General features: G+C 50.3%; 14 protein-coding genes. 9 read left to right on the forward strand and 5 right to left on the reverse strand.

Features of this window, described 5'->3' with window-relative positions; genetic code table 11:
* Positions 1–467: 467 nt before the first annotated feature.
* Positions 468–818: a hypothetical protein gene (locus tag LKK83_RS08445; protein WP_324630621.1), complete on the forward strand. Its 351-nt coding sequence runs from the start codon at positions 468–470 to the stop codon at positions 816–818.
* 168 nt (positions 819–986) lie between these two features.
* Here the strand turns inward: LKK83_RS08445 and LKK83_RS08450 are convergent, their stop codons facing one another.
* On the reverse strand, positions 987–2,126 hold the full coding sequence (locus LKK83_RS08450) for a succinylglutamate desuccinylase/aspartoacylase family protein (RefSeq protein WP_324630655.1): 1,140 nt from the start codon (positions 2,124–2,126) through the stop codon (positions 987–989).
* A 317-nt stretch (positions 2,127–2,443) separates the two neighbouring features.
* Between LKK83_RS08450 and LKK83_RS08455 the strand changes: the two genes are divergently transcribed.
* From LKK83_RS08455 to LKK83_RS08475, 5 genes are all read left to right on the forward strand, one after another.
* Positions 2,444–2,581: a hypothetical protein gene (locus LKK83_RS08455; protein ID WP_324630622.1), complete on the forward strand. Its 138-nt coding sequence runs from the start codon at positions 2,444–2,446 to the stop codon at positions 2,579–2,581.
* A 203-nt stretch (positions 2,582–2,784) separates the two neighbouring features.
* Complete coding sequence (btpA, locus tag LKK83_RS08460; RefSeq protein WP_324630623.1) at positions 2,785–3,633, forward strand: photosystem I biogenesis protein BtpA; 849 nt, start codon at positions 2,785–2,787, stop codon at positions 3,631–3,633.
* A 218-nt stretch (positions 3,634–3,851) separates the two neighbouring features.
* Entirely contained in the window at positions 3,852–4,826 is a 975-nt protein-coding gene (locus LKK83_RS08465; protein ID WP_324630624.1) for a vitamin K epoxide reductase family protein, read from the forward strand.
* 126 nt (positions 4,827–4,952) lie between these two features.
* On the forward strand, positions 4,953–7,169 hold the full coding sequence (locus LKK83_RS08470) for a CHASE2 domain-containing protein (RefSeq protein ID WP_324630625.1): 2,217 nt from the start codon (positions 4,953–4,955) through the stop codon (positions 7,167–7,169).
* Positions 7,170–7,744: 575 nt separating this feature from the next.
* Complete coding sequence (locus tag LKK83_RS08475; protein ID WP_324630626.1) at positions 7,745–7,963, forward strand: hypothetical protein; 219 nt, start codon at positions 7,745–7,747, stop codon at positions 7,961–7,963.
* Positions 7,964–8,053: 90 nt separating this feature from the next.
* On the opposite strand, the gene nadB is transcribed toward LKK83_RS08475, so the two are convergent.
* From nadB to LKK83_RS08495, 4 genes are all read right to left on the reverse strand, one after another.
* Complete coding sequence (gene nadB, locus LKK83_RS08480) at positions 8,054–9,781, reverse strand: L-aspartate oxidase (protein WP_324630627.1); 1,728 nt, start codon at positions 9,779–9,781, stop codon at positions 8,054–8,056.
* Between the two features lie 112 nt (positions 9,782–9,893).
* Positions 9,894–10,322 carry a photosystem II complex extrinsic protein PsbU gene (psbU, locus tag LKK83_RS08485; RefSeq protein ID WP_324630629.1) on the reverse strand — a complete coding sequence of 143 codons (429 nt, stop codon included), beginning with the start codon at positions 10,320–10,322 and terminating at the stop codon, positions 9,894–9,896.
* A 113-nt stretch (positions 10,323–10,435) separates the two neighbouring features.
* Positions 10,436–11,428, reverse strand: coding sequence for an adenylate/guanylate cyclase domain-containing protein (locus LKK83_RS08490; protein WP_324630631.1), 993 nt, complete (start codon positions 11,426–11,428; stop codon positions 10,436–10,438).
* A 124-nt stretch (positions 11,429–11,552) separates the two neighbouring features.
* The gene (locus LKK83_RS08495) at positions 11,553–12,224 is read right to left on the reverse strand and encodes a DUF3120 domain-containing protein (protein ID WP_442957299.1); all 672 of its coding nucleotides are present in this window, start codon (positions 12,222–12,224) and stop codon (positions 11,553–11,555) included.
* A 332-nt stretch (positions 12,225–12,556) separates the two neighbouring features.
* Between LKK83_RS08495 and LKK83_RS08500 the strand changes: the two genes are divergently transcribed.
* The 3 genes from LKK83_RS08500 to LKK83_RS08510 all read left to right on the forward strand — a co-directional run bounded on the left by LKK83_RS08500 (position 12,557) and on the right by LKK83_RS08510 (position 19,326).
* Entirely contained in the window at positions 12,557–13,594 is a 1,038-nt protein-coding gene (locus LKK83_RS08500; protein ID WP_324630632.1) for an undecaprenyl-diphosphate phosphatase, read from the forward strand.
* Positions 13,595–13,662: 68 nt separating this feature from the next.
* Positions 13,663–13,854, forward strand: a complete 192-nt coding sequence (locus tag LKK83_RS08505; RefSeq protein ID WP_324630633.1) for a hypothetical protein — start codon at positions 13,663–13,665, stop codon at positions 13,852–13,854.
* 36 nt (positions 13,855–13,890) lie between these two features.
* Positions 13,891–19,326 carry a trifunctional serine/threonine-protein kinase/ATP-binding protein/sensor histidine kinase gene (locus tag LKK83_RS08510; RefSeq protein ID WP_324630634.1) on the forward strand — a complete coding sequence of 1,812 codons (5,436 nt, stop codon included), beginning with the start codon at positions 13,891–13,893 and terminating at the stop codon, positions 19,324–19,326.
* Positions 19,327–19,350: the final 24 nt, after the last annotated feature.

Consider the following 19,350-nt stretch of genomic DNA (forward strand, 5'->3'; position numbering starts at 1 on the left):
TCCCCTGGCTCTCATCCCGACGCTCACCAAGCACGGGTAGAGCGCGGGGCTTCCCGCCGAGAAGCTAAAATCCGCCCAGGGAGTGGGTTGATGTCAGCTATCTATGTACTCGGGCAAAAATAATTGCAGTGGGTAGGGTGGGCAGATCCAGATGAGCGAGGTGCCAATAGCAACTGATTCAAGGAACTGCCCACCCTACAAACCTCAAAAATGGATGTGCAATTTATTTTGCATGAGTGCTTAGCTAGATTGTGCCCTCATACCGAAAAAACCGGGGGCATTTTTGAGTGACGGCAGCAAGCCCCTCAAACCCTCGATACGGGGGCGATCCCAGGAAAACGAAACACCCGCGTGCAATCTGTCAAGGCAGTTTTTTAAAGATTTTGTAAAGTAATTGATAAAACTGTGTGAAATTATGGGTAAACTGGGGGTCAAAGGAAAGTTGAGCAAGCCAGGAGCAGACACCGATGCTATTTTTGAGAGCAGAAGATTTAGAACTGCAAGGGATCCCTTGTCAAGAGACCGGGCAACTTGTATTGCACAATACACTTTTCACCGCCGCTCAATCTTTTTCGCCCAAGGGACGGCAAGCCGCCGTGCAGATGTGTCAAAAGTACCTGAAAGCCGATATTGTCTGCTTAATCGTGGAAAGTCCGGAAAAAATTACCCTGTGGCGCGAGAACAAAAACCACCAGTCAAAGGCTAACTCCCTGTGCCATAAAAGAGAACAAGCCACCACTGGCTCCAATCAGCGGCGGGCGTTCTCCGGACGGAGTAGATCGCGTCGCAAGAGCGCAACCGCCCTTCACGCTCAATAACACCTGCGGATATGGGAGCGACAACAGCGTTCTGACCCTTGCGTTCTGGTGGGGGCGGCGATCGCGCGTGGCGCTTGCTTTTTCAGGGTTGAGTCAAAAAATTGAGTAAAAAAAAGGGCGCTCGCAAAAGATTTGCAAAACGCCACTGAGCTGTTTTATGAAGGTGGGTTATTGTGAAAACATGGATAAAACGTAATCAGCTTCATTTACCGAGTGATTGGTGGATAGGTCAAAGATGAAGCCATCGGTTTGAGCGCAGACATCGATAAGTTTTGGGAATCGATCGCTTTTGTCAAAGGTTAAGAGTTGATAAAGGCGATCGCCGGTTTTAACCCGGGTACCCAGGGGAATTCTCCACTGAATCATTCCCCCCAAGAGAGCGTAATATTTCTGCACGCAGTCTTTGGGAGTAAATTCCACGGAGAAATCCTGAGTTTCCGGTAGAGGAAATCCCGGAATGTCTAGCATTCCTTTTTGAGATAAATAGTTTTTAATTCCTCGGACGCCTTTAGCCACAGACTCGGGATTCATTTGCATTCCCGCCCCGAGTTCCAGAGTCCAAGATTCCACATCAAAGGTAAAATTTTTACCCAATAAAGCCAATTGTTTTTCTAGAGCAAGCCAAGGTTTGAGAAATGCTTCATCAAAGGCATCGCCATCATACTCATTCATTAACAGGGCATAATCGAGCAAAAAGGATTTGGCACTGTCTTGTCTGGCATCAAAGCAATAAAGATAGTCTAAGCCTTGATTGGTGGAACTGTGACAATCGATGACATAGTTAGCATCGAGACAGAGAGATTGCAAGATATAGCGATAGCGATCCGTAAAGGGGACGCCGGCGGGAGATTTAATCTCATCTAGAAGCTGGTGAAAGCGCTGTTGGATGAGGGTGAGATAGTTGTGACGAATTTCTGGGGGGGAAAGATGAAGTTGAGATTTGGCAAAATCGGAGATTTCGTCGCCTTCTTGTTCTTTTTCGTAGTCCCAAAAGATGCGATTCCAGTCTTTGCCATCGTAGGCAGAATAACGACCGCTAGAGAAGTGGTGCGATCGCTGATTGGTAGCCAGGGGATTGCACACTGGCACCAACCAAATTTCCCCAGCAAGCTGACTAGGATCCAGTGTCATTAAAAATTCGATAAGCTGATGTATCGCGGCATTGCCAGAGATTTCCGAACCATGTAAGTTAGCTTGTAGGTAAGCTTTTTTGCCCGGATGTTGGCCGATAAATTTATAGAGTTGAATCGAGAGGCGATCGCCCGAGGCAAGTTGTTGGATGGGAATTTGAGAAACCGACGGAATCATGGACACTCAGAATGCGTAGGACAACGGGATAGAGATATTGTACTGAAAGCCGATCGCGACATCGCCATAGGCAGGGGGGCGCGGTCAGAATGGGAGTAGCACCCGGGGGCGATCGACAACAGCGGCACCCCGACGGTGGAGTGGATAGAGCCATCTTCCTCAGAGAGCCACTGGCACAAAGAGGGAGAGGGATTCTGGGGAGACACTTGCGAGGGATCCAAAAACCCTGATAGGGTTTTTTTGGAGAAATTTGTTTTTACTGAAAAACTATTTAGTTGCGAAGTTAAAAACGGTAAAACTCTTGTAAAATGGTCATCTTGCCTGTTCTACTTCCGACAAGCGGCATCAGTGGTCACTGTGATGTGGCGATCGCGGATGGTCGGGTACAGCAGTACAATGAGCAATTAGGAATGAGGGAGTCGAAGGACTCGTATCCGGAAGCGAGTGGTGTCTGATTTTCCCAGTTAGGGACAGGCCATCGTGTATCCGCGATCGGATGCGCCGAACTCTTTTTACGGAAAGGGAGGGTGTAACGATCTGGCCTTTAAGTAGGCAGCCATCGATCTGACCCGTAACAGCGGGTCTTGGAGGTGGCAAGCAAGTCTGACTCACTACATTGGTTGACCGAAATTTCCTGCGGCGTCCGAAAAGAAACAACGTGGACTTAAAACAGCTCTTCAAAACCCAAAATCCGATTATAGGTGTTGTTCATTTACTGCCCTTGCCGACATCAGCGCGGTGGGGGGGCAGCCTCAGCACCGTCATCGATCGAGCTGAGCGAGAAGCTACAGCCCTAGCATCTGGCGGGGTTGATGGCATTATTGTCGAAAATTTTTTTGACGCTCCGTTTACCAACGCTCAGGTAGACCCAGCGGTGGTCAGTGCCATGACCTTGATTGTAGATCGGCTAATGAACCTAGTCACCGTGCCGATCGGAATTAATGTTTTGCGAAATGACGCCCAAAGCGGTTTGGCGATCGCCTCTTGTGTGGGAGCCAAATTCATTCGCGTCAACGTACTCACTGGCGTAATGGCAACCGACCAAGGAGTAATCGAGGGACAAGCGCATCAACTGCTGCGCTATCGCCGAGAATTAGGCAGCGATGTCAAAATTTTCGCCGATGTGTTGGTCAAACACGCTCGTCCCTTGAGTGCCCCCAATCTCACCACTGCGGTGCAAGAAACCATCGAGCGCGGTTTAGCCGATGGGGTTATTCTCTCCGGGTGGGCCACCGGCTCTCCCCCCAGCTTGGAAGACCTAGAACTAGCCACGGCGGCGGCAAAGGGTACCCCAGTGTTCATCGGGAGTGGTGCCAATTGGGAGAATATTCCCACCCTCATGCAAGCGGCGAATGGGGTGATCGTCTGTAGCTCCCTGAAACGACACGGAAAGCTGGATCGACCCATCGATCCGATTCGGGTCAGTCAGTTTGTGGAGGCGACTCGTCGCTGTCTCAATCCCCAAACCCAAGCACAACCTTTGTCCTCCATTAAATTGCACTCCTAAAATGCTCGGAAGAAGCACAGGGGAGAGTGGTGAGGCAAAAAAAATTGAGAATTGAGAGTTGAGAATTGAGAAATTCTTAATTCTTAATTCTTAATTCTTAATTCGGGTCGGGGGACACGACCCTCTGCGTGGGAAGTCGGATGTGCCAAAATCAAAGGGTACTCGCTTTTCCAGTCACGTACTGGAGGGGCACGGAAAAGTTAGTCTCGGAGAGTTTGATGAGACGCCGACGTTCTATTCCCTGGATTTATCGCAGGTCGCGTTATATCATCGGCGCGATCGCCACAATTGGTATTTTGGAAACTGCATTTCTCACCGTCGCCGAGTTGAGCGGATCGGCAGCGGAGGTCTGTCCCACCAAGGGCTGCGAGCTGGTACTGGAAAGCCCCTATGCCACAGTTTTCGGCATACCACTCACCGTATTTGGGTTTTTAGCCTATACCAGCATGGCGGTTCTGGCAATTGCGCCCCTATTCATCGATTCAGAAAGCAAAAAACAGGTGCGCGCTAGGGCAGAAAACTTCACCTGGTTGCTGATGTTTGGAATCGCCACCGCAATGGTGGTGTTTAGCAGCCAGCTTACCTACCTGATGTTTTTTGAAATCAAAGCGCTGTGCCCCTACTGCATCGTCTCAGCAGTGTTATCGGTGCTTTTGTTTGTTTTAACCACGATCGGCAAAGATTGGGAAGATAAAGGCCAACTGTTCTTTACGGGAATTGCGATCGCAATGGTGACGCTGATCGCAGCCTTGGGCGTTTATGCCAACGTTAACGAACCGGTGGCCACCTCGGAAACCGTGGCAGGCAAAACCGTGGTACCCGGTCCGAGTGGAAGACCCACCCCGGGAATCGGGTGGAGTGTGAAAACCACCTCCGGAGAAGCAGAAATCGCCTTAGCAAAACACCTTACAGAAATAGACGCTAAAGTGTATGTAGCATACACCTGCCCGCACTGCCACGAACAGAAAGAACTATTTGGCAAGCAAGCGTTGGATATTCTCAACACCATTGAATGCCATCCCGAAGGCAAAAACGCTCAGCCACAACTGTGCCAACAAGCCAATATTACTGGCGTTCCCACTTGGGAGATAAATGGGCAGATGTACCCAGGAGTAAGATCGTTAGAAGAACTGGCTGACTTATCTGGCTATCAGGGGCCTCGTGACTTTCGATATTCACTGCCGTTGCGCTAGCGTGCAATTGACTGTCAGCCATCGGCGAGATTCCCAATCAGGTTTCAACTACCGATTGCATTGGGATATTCCGGAAATGAAGCGCGATCGCAACGGAGATTTAATTGCACTATAATTCTCTAGTCGATGAGCACCGAGCCAGTCAAACCCCCGCCAAAATGGTGGGCAATCTTTCAGCTTTTCTTTCGGCAAGGGCGCGGTTTGTTAGTAACCTGTTCCAGTGTTGCCGGTTTTGTGTTGCTAGTCCGCTTCTTGGGACTATTGCAGTCATTAGAGTGGGGCGCATATGACCAAATGTTTCGCTGGCGTCCCCAACAACCGATTGACGAATGCTGTCTGATTATCGGCATCGATGAATCAGACCTGAGAAAATTGCAAACTTGGCCGATACCCGATCGCGTGATGGCGGAATTAATCGAAACAGTCCATGCCCTCAACCCCCGGGCGATCGGGTTGGATTTATTTCGCGATTTGCCGGTACAACCCGGGCACGAGCAATTGAACCAGGTTTTTGCTAACACTCCCAATCTCATAGGGATTGAAAAACTCGCCGATCGCGAAAGCCTCGGGGTGCCACCGCCGACGGTGCTTGCCGAACGCAACGCTGTGGGCTTCAATAACGTGGCGATCGATTCCGACGGCAAGGTGCGTCGCAATCTAATTTACTGGCGCACTGAAAATGGCACGATTCACCGCAGCTTAGCCCTACAGTTGGCATTTCTCTATCTAGACGAGGAAGGCATTAAGCTCGAGACCCTGAAACATCATCCGGGCCATTTTAAATTAGGTCGCAGCATTTTTCGACCGTTTGAGTCTTACGATGGTGCCTACGTGCGCGCCGATGATGGGGGCTATCAACTCTTGACTAATTTTCGCTCGCCTGCGGAAAATCGGGAATCTCCGTCCGTGGGATTCCGCACGGTGTCGATGGCGGAGGTGTTGGAAGGAAAGGTGCCGCCAGCGTGGGTGCGCGATCGCGTGGTTCTGATAGGCTCGATCGCCCCGAGTTTGAAAGATTTTTTCTACATCCCTTACAGTGGTCGTTGGATCGAACCGCCTAAAAAAGTGTTTGGGGTGGAATTGCACGCTTTGTTTGTCAGCCAAATCCTCAATGCAGCGTTAGATGGACGCCCGCCGTCGATTCAAGTCTGGCCCGAGGCGATGGAATGGTTGTGGATTTTTCTCTGGTCTTGGGTGGGGGCAAGTCTGAGCTGGAATTGGCGATCGCCTTTGCGCTTTACCTTTTATCTACTGCTCTCCTGTGGCAGCCTAACCGGGTTTTGTTACCTTCTGTTCCTCCTGGGATGGTGGATTCCCCTGATCCCTCCGTTAATCACTCTCGGCGGATCGGCAGTGGGAATCACCGGGTATATCGCTTACCGAGAAGAAAAACTCAAACGGGCGTTTGCCGAATCGAAAGAGTTTTTACATCAAATCATTAATACAATTCCCGACCCAATTTTTGTGCAAGATAAAAACCACCGATGGGTAGTCCTCAATGAAGCATATTGTCAATTTATCGGCTACCCTTTAGAGTATTTACTCCACCAATCTGCGGCCAACCTTTTTCCCTCAGAAGAAGCAGAGATATTTTGGCAGCAAAACGAGCAGGTTTTTCAAACGGGTTTGCCTATCGAAAATGAAGAAAAATTTACGGATGCTCGCGGAATCACCCATTTCATTGCTACCAAACGGTCGTTACATAAAGATCCCGCTGGCAATGTGTTTTTAGTCGGTGCAATCCGCGATATCACCGAACGCAAGCGGATGGAAGAAGAACTGAAGCGCACGGCGGCGGAACTGGCGTCTTCTTATGAGGAGTTAAAACTGTCAGAAAATCGCTTGCGACATCAAGCTTATCACGATACGCTGACCGGTTTGCCGAATCGAACCCTTTTCTACGAACGTCTGCGTCAAGCGTTAGAATGGGCGGCAGTTAATCAGCAGCAAGTGGCGATTTTGTTTCTCGATTTAGATGGGTTTAAGACGATTAACGATACTCAAGGACATGAGTGCGGCGATCTCCTGCTGCAAGATGTCGCCAACCGACTGAGCGCTTGCTTGCGCGGTAGCGATACGGTGGCGCGTTTGGGAGGAGATGAGTTTACGGTGATTTTGCCGGCCATTCCGCGAAAACAAGATGCGCTCAGGGTGGCTCACAAAATTATGAGTACCTTGTCTGCGCCTTTTGTGTTGCACGAACGTGAAATCCACGTCACCACCAGTATCGGGATTAGCTTATATCCTTTAGATGGTGAGGATTTAGAGGGTTTGATTAATAAAGCAGACGCGGCGATGTATCGCGCAAAAGAAAGCGGTAAGAATCAAGTGAAATTTTCTTAAAGCCATCCCCGCGATCGCTCAGGTTTTTTCCGCCGCCATCATCGGCTCAACCCCGAGCACCCCGGGATAAGAGTTTCTCTTCTCCTGCTTGGGCGCTCGAATTGTTCAATCCCCGACATTGTAGAGGCGAGAATATTTTGCGAGGGGCTGTTTGTGCCGCCTGAACTGGCTTATGCTCCCATCCCAGCAGACAAGTTGCCTGGGGCTGTACGGATGGGTTCATAATCTGTAATATTAATTTAAAATAAAATTTTTACCACTCAGCCGAAACTCCGACGGCGAACAGATTGTCAGGGAAGCTTAAAATAATCTAAACTTTCGGAAGTCGTTTGTCGCACCATCGTTTTGCAAAAAAGGGGAGAGGAGGGTTGGGCGTAAAACCCTTGCCAGTCTTTGGATTTGCTCCATCGAAGGAAAAACGGCGTTCCTGGGTACTCCCCGTAGAAATACTGAAGAGTGGGGCAACCGTTGTCCCCTTGTCTGTCTCCTCAGTGGACAACTCCGTGATTCTACTGATAAACTAGAAACAGAGAGGGTAAATCTACTAGGAAGGTCGTTATGGGGTTATGGGTGCTATGGTTACTTTTCTTAAATCCACCACTACAGCAATGGCAATCGGTGTAGCCAGCCAACTCTTCTTTATTGGCAACGCCGCCGCCATACCTGAAACCAGTGTCATTCAAGATTTTCAATCGGATCGGCCAGCTTTCAGCTCGACGGTATTGATTTCCGAGCAGGAGGATCCGGTGGTGAATGGAGAGCCAGAACGCACGGATGGAGCGGGAAGTCGCTAATCCTTGTGCGGTGAAATAGTGTGGGCAATAGTTTTTCTGGAGAGATAGGTAATAAACCCCCAGCGGCTAGAAAAGAGCTGGGAAGGTTGCTTACGGGGAATCGGTTTCGATGGGTGTGGAGCGCACGGGGACTCGTTGCCAGGTGCGATCGCGAACCATCGTGTGAGTTTGCCAGGTGGGGTCTGGTTGCGGGTAGTCTTCGCGATAGTGACCGCCGCGACTTTCTTGCCGAAAAGCGGCACTGGTCAGGATTAACAACGCCACATTGAGTAAGTTGTGCATTTCGCCCCAACGTTGCAAGAGAGGGTTGGCGTCAGGGAGGGCAAACCGGATATTTTCACCGGGGATCGCATTAAACAAATAACGACTGAGGGGCAGAGCCGCAAATTCAGCGTGCCAGGTGTTAACGCGAGCGATCGCCTCTTCCAATGCCCGCTGACCCCGAACAATGCCGGCACTTTGCCAAACCAGGCGAGGGAGAGACTGCCGCAGCGCTTCAATTGTAGCGAGGGTATCCCGAGGCTTGTCCAGGGGGTAAGACACCCCAGGGGGGCTGACTTCTGATGGAGAGGGGCATAGGGAATCGCCAAAAACTTCCACATCAGCCAACTGAGCGCCAAACACGATACATTCAAGCAGAGAATTACTGGCGAGGCGATTTGCGCCATGTACCCCGGTATTCGCGGTTTCGCCCACAGCATATAAGCCCGGAATCGAAGTTCGACACTTGAGATCCGTTTGAATGCCGCCCATCCAATAATGGGCGGCGGGGGCCACTGGAATCGGTTGACGAAACAGATCGATACCCCAGTGCTGACAAACCTGAATAATATTGGGAAAGCGGTGACGGATTCGCTCTGGGGGAATAGGTTGTAAATCCAACCAAACGTGGGCATCCGCCGGATCGGCGGCGGTGCGCTTTAAGTGCATAAAAATCGAGCGACTCACCACATCTCTGGGGGCGAGTTCCCCGGCAGGATGATAGTCAAAGACAAAGCGTCGGCCCTGAGAATCCACTAAATGAGCGCCTTCGCCGCGAACTGCTTCGCTAATCAGAAAGCGGGGTGCGCCCGGTTTAGTCAGGGCAGTGGGATGAAACTGAAAGAATTCTAAATCGCGCAAAACCGCACCGGCGCGCCAAGCGATCGCCACCCCATCGCCGGTACTCACCGAGGGATTGGTGGTTTGGGCGAATACCTGACCCCCGCCGCCGGTTGCCAGCACCACCGCACCGGCGCGCACCCAGTGGAGCTGATTTTGATAAACCAAACTGACTCCCTGACAGCGTTGAGTCTCCGGATCGAGCCACAAATTCACGGCGAAGGCATTTTCAATCGCCTGGATATTTTTGCGATTCAAGACGCAGGAACTCAGAACGCTGACCACCGCCCTGCCGGTAGTATCGGCGGCGTGGAGAACGCGACGCTGAGAGTGAGCCGCTTCTAGGGTCAAGGCGAGCTTGCCATTTTCGCGGTCGAAAGTCACGCCTAAATTGATTAAATCTTCAACGCAGCCAGGGGCTTGTTCGGCGAGAAAGCGAACCGCCTCAATATCGCACAGACCTGCACCGGCGCGCAGGGTATCTTGGATATGCAGCAGGGGGGAATCGTCCGGGGCGATCGCCGCCGCCATCCCCCCCTGTGCCCAATCGCTCGCCGAAACCGGCAAACTGTCTTTGCTAATCAGACCCACGCGGTAGGATTGCGGAAGACAAAGTGCCGCATACAAGCCCGCCGCACCGGCACCCACCACCAACACGTCAAACGCGGTGGGTAAAGCAGCATTTGGCTCAGAATTCAAATCGGATGGATTGACCAATGAAAAATCGCCCCCTGTCGATCGCTCGAGCCTGGAGATAAGGCTCTTTTTATAACCTTAATTGACAAAGGGCGAAATTTACGATCCAACTTTAACCAAAGCAGTGTTGGCTTTAGTAGTAGCCGTTGTTAATCCGGTCGTCGCCTTCGACTAAAGCATCGCTCGGCGGCGTGACGGCGAAGCGATCGCGATTGGCTTGCAGCACCTCTTTCTGACGCTCGCTCAATCCGGGAATGTTAAAAACGTCGTCCACCTTTTCATAAGGGGCGTTTTCTACCACAATCCGAGCTAAGGTCGGGTACATTCCTCGATAATTGCGAAAAGCGCGAACGTTAGAATTATTCAAATCAATTTTCTTGCCGAATTCGGTGCCGAGCTTCTCGTTCACCTCATTGCGGTAAAGCACTTGAGCCGCCAACATGGGCGAAGTGACGCTGACATCACTAAAACTGCCAGCAATTGCCGGTTGGGACAGACCCAACCATCCGAGGCAGCCGATCGCCAAACCCAAGACTGCTATCAAGCGAACCAATCTTCTCATAACTGAATTCCTCTATGTCTCATAAACAGCCCTTATTTAGAGACTACCATTTCTGCTACAGATTTTCTTAATTATTGTACTTGGCGAGGCAGATTTCTGTTTTGCGCCCGCAACTAGGGGTTTTGCGCGTTAGAGCGTAAAAAGGCATCAAGGGTCTCAAACGAGCAGGCATAGGTAATGGTAGGTTTTTCATATCCCTTCAGATGCACGTTGTATTGCTCGAACAAACTGGGACGATCGCTGAATACACCGCTAGCGTATTGATAAGTGGATTCCCCGAGGGCGATGTCGAGACCGATTTCCTTCGTGGCGGATTCGAGACGGAAGGCGGAGTTGACCGTATCTCCGAGAGCGGTGTAGTCCGGGCGATCGCCACTGCCGGTATTGCCCACCATTGCATAGCCGGTATTCAACCCGGCACCGATTCGCAAGGGAAACGGTAGGGGATAGCGATCGTTGAGTTCCACCGTTGCCTCATGCAGGGAATTGAGCGCTTGAAAAATCCGCAGCACTTCTTCATTCGTCGCCTTCTCAGTGCTGTGGAACCAAACCGCCATTACCGCATCGCCGATGTATTTATCCACCCAGCTACCGCGATCGCGAATGATATTGCCCGCACGGCGGAACCAGGTGCCGATCACCTCCGAGAGGATTTTTTCATCTAGTTGCCGAGTCAACACGGTAAAGTTGCGGATATCCACCACCATCACCGAAATCAGCCGACGCACGTGCAAGGCGGCGGTGACGGTAAAATCCTGGGAGTCTAATTCTTCCGATTCATCTTCCGATGCCGGCGAGGGGGAGTAAAATTCCAGCTCGGTTTGACCAAAGGTTAGGCGATCGCCGTTATGTAAAATCACCGGGATGCTGACTCGTCTGCCATTGATAAACGAGCCATTGCGACTCCCTAAATCGATTAAGTAAAATTCTCCCCCATCCATGCATTGCAACATGGCATGGGTGCGGGAAATCCAGCGATCCGAGATCGCGAAATTATTATCTTCACTCCGGCCAATCGTCCAGCAATTACTCCCCACTAAAGGAAGATAGCGATTACCTGCTTCTGTTCGCAGCACGAGATGAGGAGTGGTTGGGAAATTTGCCACAGGCTTAGCACCAACGTTCTGGAGTTCTCAATCCCTCTAATTCTAAAAGTAGATGCTAGCGCTTTGTTTGGTCGGAGAAATTTCCCCGGGTAGAGGCGTCTTCCTCTAGAGGGAATGTTCCCCGTCAAGCTGCTAAGGCAGCCAACCAAAACAAGCCGTCTACCAAAATTGTACTCAATAATGCACCACTGAATCCCCAGGCGTGCAGTTTAGTGCAGCGTAAGGAGACAATCCCCATCCCCAGGAGCAACATGGCTAGAGCGATCGCCCAGGTGGCCCCCCAGGGGGTATGAACTCGGGCGATCGCGCTTTGCAAAATTGGCACGGCTAATTCGGGTTCTACCTGCATTAACTGACGCCAGTGGGGAATCAAATCCACCAGGTAAAAATACAAGTCGGTGACCGCCGTGCCAAACAGCGACCCGAGGTAAAACCAGCTTCCCACCTGCAGTTTTCTTCGCCACAAACACCACAGGGCCAGGGGCAGGGGCACAGCCTCTACGGGTAAGTGTAGCAAGGGTTCCCACCGCAACCACCCCCAATACACCGCCCCGGCGAACCAACTGCCGGTAAATCCGATTAACAAGTCTCCCCATACCCGGGTTCCGGGACGGGATAAGAGCATTTTTCCCAACCACAACCATCCGCCGGTCAGGGCGCAAGCCAACCAGGGCCACTGTCGCACCAAGGGGGCTTCAAAGAAGACCGGCACGGAAACTAAGAATGCGGCAGCGGCGAAAATCCACCCTCTCTGGCTGAGTTTGAAGGGTTTCAAACCCGGCCATTGACGGGCGATCGCTGACTTGAGCAGGGTAACGGGGCAGATGTATGCGGATCCAGTATTGTTTAACAAGTCTTTAATATTCTTAACTTAACTTCATCTTATTTAAGATATCACGGGAATAATCCCCTCGGGGGGGATATTTCCTCTCTAAATTTTACTTTATATCTATAGAATTTGAAAACGGTAGAATATCAGATGTACAATTTTCAATTAACACTTGCCGACGCCCGCAAGTCAAAATTCGCCATTTACAGAACAATAGACATCACGAGCCTCTCCTGGAATTTATCGAGTTCCGGTGAAACTCAACGTTAGTTTTTTGCACAGATACCCTAAGCAACAGCATGGCTTTATCACGCAAGCAGTTTTTTGCCTTCTTGGGCGTCGGCACCTTTGGTGCGCTACTCGCTTCCGCCGCCTCTAACGCGGTCAATCTCGCGCCGGCATGGTCTTCGACTCCCCAGCTTTTCCCCAGCAAGGGCATCGAACTGGCGCAAGCGGCGGAAAGCGCCCCGGAGTTGGTGAGCGGCGGACCGGAATCTTCCCTCAATCTCGGACAGGCGATCGTGTTGGGCATGGTTCAGGGATTAACCGAATTTATTCCGATCAGCAGCACGGCACATTTAAAAGTGGTTCCGGTACTCTTCGGGTGGGGAGATCCGGGAGTGTCCTTGAGTGCGGTGATTCAGTTGGGCAGCATCGCCGCCGTGGTTTGGTATTTCTGGGACGACTTGAGCGCCCTGACCAATGGAGCGTTGCGGGCGCTGGTGCGTCGGGAATACGACGATCGCGACTTTCGCATTGTCCTGGGCATTGCCTTAGGCACCATCCCGATTCTGGTGTTCGGAGCAATGGTCAAATATGCAGTTCCGGATTTTTATGACAAAATTCTGCGGAGTTTGGTCTCGATCGCCATTGTCTCGATCGTGATGGCGATTTTGCTCGCCGTGGCGGAACGCATCGGCACGCGCAAGCGCAATTTCAGCCAAGTGACCCTGCAAGATGGCCTCTGGATGGGGTGCGCTCAGGTGTTGGCGTTAATTCCGGGGGTCTCGCGATCGGGTTCGACGATTACCGCTGGTTTATTTATGGAATTAGAACGCCCCACAGCGGCCCGGTTTTCGTTTTTGCTTGGCATCCCGGCTATTACCCTAGCGGGCCTGGTGGAACTGCTCGATGTGGTGGAAGGCAATTTGGGCACCATCGGTCTGATTCCCCTGGTGGGGGGATTGATTTCCTCTACGATATTTTCTTATGCGGCGATCGCCTGGTTGATTCGGTTCTTGCAAACCCAAAGTACCTGGGTGTTTGTCTGGTATCGGTTGCTGTTTGGTGTGGGGATTTTGGTGGGGATTGCCTCTGGAGTGCTACCCCAAATCTAACGGAAGCTTTCCGATTCGGGTGGGGGGAAATCCCCGGAAGGGAAAACCCCAACCCACCCCCTTCCCCGATGAAGAAACGCGATCGCCACTCCCCCTCCCGGGGAAGGCAATCCGTTACATTTTTTAACAAAAACTCAGAAACTTGCCACCCAAAATTGCATCCGCACAAGTACGGAGGAGAAAATCTCGCCCTCGCGGCTAATTTTCTCCTCCGGCTTGCCCCCGCCGCGCGATCGCCCATTGCCGGGACGAGTTTATAATAATGGGAGCAACCCCCTCGACAGGATGACTTAATTATGCTATCGCTTCCGGGCTACCAAGTTCTCGCCAAAATCTACGAAAGTCCCAATACTTTAGTGTATCGGGGACGCCGAGAGCAGGATGGTCAACCGGTTATCCTAAAATTGCTGAATAAAGACTATCCGAGCGCCGAAGAACTCGCCAATCACCAACAAGAATACGAACTCACCCGCTCTTTAAATTTAACTGGTGTGGTACAAGCCTATAGCTTAGAAAAACAGAATAACACGCCAATTGCGATTTTAGAAGATTTTGGGGGAGAATCCTTAAAAATCTTGATGAATTCGCAAAAGTTTACCATTTTAGGCTTTCTCACGATTGCTATTAAAGTGGCAGAAACCCTAGGCGAACTGCACGCCAATCATGTGATTCACAAAGATATTAACCCGTCTAATATCGTTTTTAATCCCGCCACCGGGCAACTCAAACTGATTGATTTTAGTATTTCGAGCTTCCGCAAAGATGACAATCCCTCTGAGGATACACTTTCGGGTTTAGAAGGAACCTTGGCTTATATGTCCCCAGAGCAAACCGGGAGAACGAACAGAACCCTCGATCGCCGCTCGGATTTTTATTCCCTCGGGGTTACGTTTTACGAATTGCTCACCCATCAATTGCCATTTGAAACCACCGATCCAATGGAAATGGTGCATTGTCATCTGGCGATCGAGCCAGTCGCCCCCCACGAACGTCAGCGGGATATTTCAAAAGCCGTTTCCGATATCGCGATGAAGTTGCTGGCGAAAAATCCGGACGATCGCTATCAAAGTGCCTGGGGTTTAAAAGCCGATTTAGAAGAATGTCTCAGTCAAGTGCGATCGCAGGGTTATATTCAGGACTTTCCCCTGGGTAAGTTCGATATTTCCGACAAATTTCAAATTCCGGAAAAACTCTATGGCAGACAATCGGAAATCGAGAGTTTTTTGAATGCGTTTGACCGCATCTTGCAAGGACAAACAGAAATGATTTTGGTTGGCGGGTATTCTGGAATTGGGAAATCCGCCTTAGTCAGCGAGATTCATCGGAAACTGACGCGAAAGCGGGGATACTTTATTTCGGGGAAATTCGACCAATTTCAGCGCTATATTCCTTACAGTGCGATCGTGACTGCATTCTCGGAGTTAGTGGGTCAACTGCTGACCGAAAGCGAAGCCGAATTGGAAAAATGGCGGAAAAAACTGTTAGCCGCATTTGGCGCAAACGGGCAAATTATTATTGATGTGATTCCGGAAGTAGAACTGATTGTCGGATCGCAACCGCCGGTGCAAGAATTGGGACTGACCGAATCGCAGAATCGCTTTAATTTCGTGTTCCAAAACTTCATTCGCGTGTTTTGCGCGCCGGAACATCCATTAATCGTGTTTCTGGACGATTTGCAGTGGGCAGATTCGGCGACCCTGAAACTGATTAAACTGATGATGACCGACGAGCAAACGCGGTATTTATTTGCGATCGGGGCGTATCGAGATAACGAAGTATCCTCAACCCATCCGTTGATGATAACCCTGGACGAACTGAGAAAAGAAGGGGCAACCATCAATCAGATGACCTTAACGCCGTTAGGGAGAGAACAAGTGACGCAATTGCTCAGCGAGACGTTACATCGGGATGGGGAATCCGTGCAATCCTTGGCGGAACTGGTGGTGAGGAAAACCCAAGGAAATCCCTTTTTTGTCAATCAATTCCTGAAAACCCTTTATCAGGAAAATTTACTGGCGTTTAATCCAGAAGCTGGGGGGAATAATATTGGGGGATGGGAATGGGATATGGAGAAAATTCGGGCGGTTGGAATTACGGATAATGTGGTAGAATTAATGATTGGCAAATTAAGGAAATTGCCAGAAGCGACCCAGGAAGTGTTGCGCCTCGGTGCTTGTTTGGGGAATCAATTCGATTTAAACACCCTGTCGTTGATTTATAATAAAGAATCGTTTGGTACCTTTGCTGACCTGTCGCCGGCGATTAAAGAAGGGTTGATTTTGCCGATTGCGGAGGGAGAAGATGAAGCGATCGCGCCAGAATCTATCAATCCTTTGTTGATTTTGAATTACAAGTTTCTGCACGATCGCGTGCAACAAGCGGCGTATTCTCTGATTGAAGATGCCCAGAAAAAAGCAGTTCACTTGCAAATCGGGCGGATGTTGCTGACGAATACGCCGGCGCAATATTGGGCGGAACGGATTTTTGAGCTAGTGGATCATTTGAATGTGGGGCGATCGCTGATTTCAGAACCCGCAGAAAAACTCGAACTGGCATCTTTAAACTTAGAGGCGGCGAAAAAAGCCAAATATGCCACCGCTTATGTCGCCGCAAGGCAATATTTAATCGCCGGGATGGAAGGATTACCGGCGAATATTTGGGACAGGGATTACGAGGTAGCGATCGCCCTGCACAAAGAACGGGCTTTAGTGGAATACTTAACCGGGAACTTTGAAGGGTCAGAACGCTATATCTATCTGACCTTAGAACAAGCCAAAACCGTTTTAGAAAAAGCAGAAATCTACAACCTGTTGCTGGTTCAGTATGCCCTCAGCGGCGAATACGAGCAAGCGGTAAAAATCGGGAAAGAAGCCCTAGCGATGTTAGATATAGAATTGCCAGCAGAAGGGTTATCCGATGCGATCGCCACCGAATTTGCCGCCGCCAAAGCCAAATGGGCCGGGAAAGACATTGCCTCATTAATTGAGTCAGAGGAAATGACTCTGCCCGAGAAAAAAGTCGCCTTAAAACTACTCACTAATGTTGCGCCCCCCGCCTATCTGAGCGATCCGCAGTTATGGACCGCGATCGTCCTCAAAGGCGTAAACATTTCCCTCGATTATGGCAGCATCCCCGAATCTTGTCTTTCCTACACGAATTACGGACTGCTACTCAGTTCGGTATTTGGCGAATATAAATCCGCCTATGAGTTTGGGCTGCTGGCCCTCAACCTAATTGAAAAATGGGGCAACTACGAACTCAAAGCGAAAGCTTGTGCCGGCTTTGCCAATGCATTGAGTTACTGGTTCAATCATATCAAAGAAGCCAACCAACTGAACCGCGAAGGCTACCAAGCCGCCTTGGAATCCGGGGATTTAGAATATGCGGGATATCTGCTGCACAACCGGGCGCTCAATTCCTTCTTTCAAGGCGAAAACCTGGCGCAACTCAGTGAAGAAACCGCCCAAGCATTGCACTTCACTCAAAAAACCAAAAATCAGCTTTCCTCGGAAATTTGTGGGGGAGTGCAACTGCTGGTGGGGAACTTGCGGAAACTAACGCCAGACCCGTTAACCTTTCAGGTAGAAGAAATGGCGGAAAGCGAATATATCGAGCGATGTCAGAAGACGCAAAACTTTTACACCCTGTGCATCTATTTGATTCGGAAATTACAAATTCTCTATCTTTCTGGCTGTTTCACCGAAGCTTTTGAGTGCATCAGCGATATCGAGAAATACTTGCCCTTTATCACCGGCACTTTACCCGCCACCGAATATAATTTCTACCACTCCCTGCTGCTAACGGCACTTTATCCCGAAGCGTCAGGAGAGGAGAAAAAACACTATCTCCAGCAACTCGAAGCAAATCAACAGCAAATGAACCTTTGGGCGGAAAACTGCCCGTCTAATTTCGAGCATAAATATCGGTTAGTCAACGCGGAAATCGCGCGCATTGAGGGGCGCGAAGAAGCGGCGTTAGATGAGTACGATCGCGCCATTGACGCAGCGCGAGAAAACCAATTTATCCAAAACGAAGCCCTCGCCAACGAACTCGCCGGCAAATTCTGGCTGCAGCGCCAGAAACAAAAATACGCGCAAGTTCATTTACGGGAGGCGTACTACGGATACGAACGCTGGGGCGCAACCCGCAAAGTAGAACAACTAGAGGCACGTTATCCGCAATTCCTCACCAAAATTCCAGGCCCGAGTGGGGTAATCGATACCCGCACTACGGCAATTCGCACCACTACGGATAATGGGACAAACGTACTGGATATCGCCTCAGTAATGAAAGCGTCTCAAGCGATTTCTGGGGAAATTGTCTTGGATAAATTACTGGCCAACTTGATGAAAATTCTCATCGAAAATGCCGGGGCGCAAAAAGGCTTTTTGATTTTACCGGAAGAAGGAACCCTGCGAATTGCTGCTGAGGCATCGGTGGGGACAGAAGAGGTGGTGGTGGAGCAATATAATTCCGGGGTGGTAGAATGGCGATCGCTGCAGTCCCACGAATTGCCCGTGACCGCAATTAACTATGTGGAACGCACTCGCGCCGATGTGGTGTTAAGTGATGCCGCAAATGAGGGCCGATTTACTGCCGACCCTTATATTGCCGCCGAAAATGTTAAATCGGTGCTTTGTATGCCGATCGTCAATCAAGGCAAACCGATCGCCATTCTCTACCTAGAAAACAACCTCACCACTGGCGCATTTACTCCCGATCGCCTGGAAATTTTGCGCCTGCTGTCCTCCCAAGCAGCAATCTCCCTGGAAAATGCCTTGCTGTATAGTTCCGTGGAACAAAAAGTCCAAGAACGCACCCAAGAATTAAACGAGAAAAACCTCCGCCTGGAACAAACCCTGCACGAATTGCAACGCACTCAAGCGCAATTGGTGCAAAGCGAAAAAATGTCCGGTTTGGGTCAAATGGTGGCGGGGGTTGCTCACGAAATCAACAACCCGGTGAGTTTTATTTATGGCAATTTGACCCCCGCCTCGGAATACGTACAAGACTTGCTACATTTGATTGAAGTCTATCAGCAGGAATATCCCAATCCCACGCCATCAGTGTCAGAAACCCTGGAAGATATCGAGCTAGATTTCTTAATCGAAGATTTGCAAAAACTGCTCAATTCCATGAAAGGAGGGGCAGAACGCATCCGCAATATCGTACTGAGTCTGCGGAACTTCTCGCGACATGATGAAGCGGATATGAAACCAGTGGATATTCACCAGGGAATTGACAGTACGCTGATGATTTTGCAGCCGAAATTGCGCCAAGAAGGAGGACGCTACGAGATTGAAGTAACAAAAAACTATGGTAAACTGCCTCCAGTGACCTGTTATGCCTCTCAGCTCAATCAGGTGTTTCTCAATATCCTGAGTAATGCGATTTATGCCCTGCATGATTTTATGCGCCGGGAGGAGAATAACGAGCAAAACCTTCCTGCGTCACCCACCATTCGCATTCAAACGGAAACCACGAACGAGGGTTCGGTGAAAATCTCAATTGCCGATAATGGTCCGGGGATGAATCAGGAGGTGTTAAATAAGGTATTTGACCCGTTCTTTACTACGAAACCAGTCGGGTCTGGAACCGGTTTGGGGTTGTCTACTAGCTACCAAACGGTGGTAGACGCGCATGGGGGTCATCTGAGTTGTGTGTCGCAACCGGGTGAGGGGGCGGAATTTATTATCGAGATTCCGGTGAAGCCTCGGATGCACTCCGCCTAACTCCAACGAGTCTCGGTTTTCGCA

The sequence above is a fragment of the Phormidium sp. CCY1219 genome (assembly GCF_035615515.1).
GTDB lineage: Bacteria > Cyanobacteriota > Cyanobacteriia > Cyanobacteriales > Laspinemataceae > CCY1219.

Bases quoted from the DNA above. Each gene is read 5' to 3' on its own strand.
- LKK83_RS08445 (WP_324630621.1), top strand. From the start codon at position 468: ATGCTATTTTTGAGAGCAGAAGATTTAGAACTGCAAGGGATCCCTTGT.
- LKK83_RS08450 (WP_324630655.1), bottom strand. From the start codon at position 2,126: ATGATTCCGTCGGTTTCTCAAATTCCCATCCAACAACTTGCCTCGGGC.
- LKK83_RS08465 (WP_324630624.1), top strand. From the start codon at position 3,852: ATGAGACGCCGACGTTCTATTCCCTGGATTTATCGCAGGTCGCGTTAT.
- LKK83_RS08470 (WP_324630625.1), top strand. From the start codon at position 4,953: ATGAGCACCGAGCCAGTCAAACCCCCGCCAAAATGGTGGGCAATCTTT.
- LKK83_RS08475 (WP_324630626.1), top strand. From the start codon at position 7,745: ATGGTTACTTTTCTTAAATCCACCACTACAGCAATGGCAATCGGTGTA.
- psbU (WP_324630629.1), bottom strand. From the start codon at position 10,322: ATGAGAAGATTGGTTCGCTTGATAGCAGTCTTGGGTTTGGCGATCGGC.
- LKK83_RS08500 (WP_324630632.1), top strand. From the start codon at position 12,557: ATGGCTTTATCACGCAAGCAGTTTTTTGCCTTCTTGGGCGTCGGCACC.
- LKK83_RS08505 (WP_324630633.1), top strand. From the start codon at position 13,663: ATGAAGAAACGCGATCGCCACTCCCCCTCCCGGGGAAGGCAATCCGTT.
- LKK83_RS08510 (WP_324630634.1), top strand. From the start codon at position 13,891: ATGCTATCGCTTCCGGGCTACCAAGTTCTCGCCAAAATCTACGAAAGT.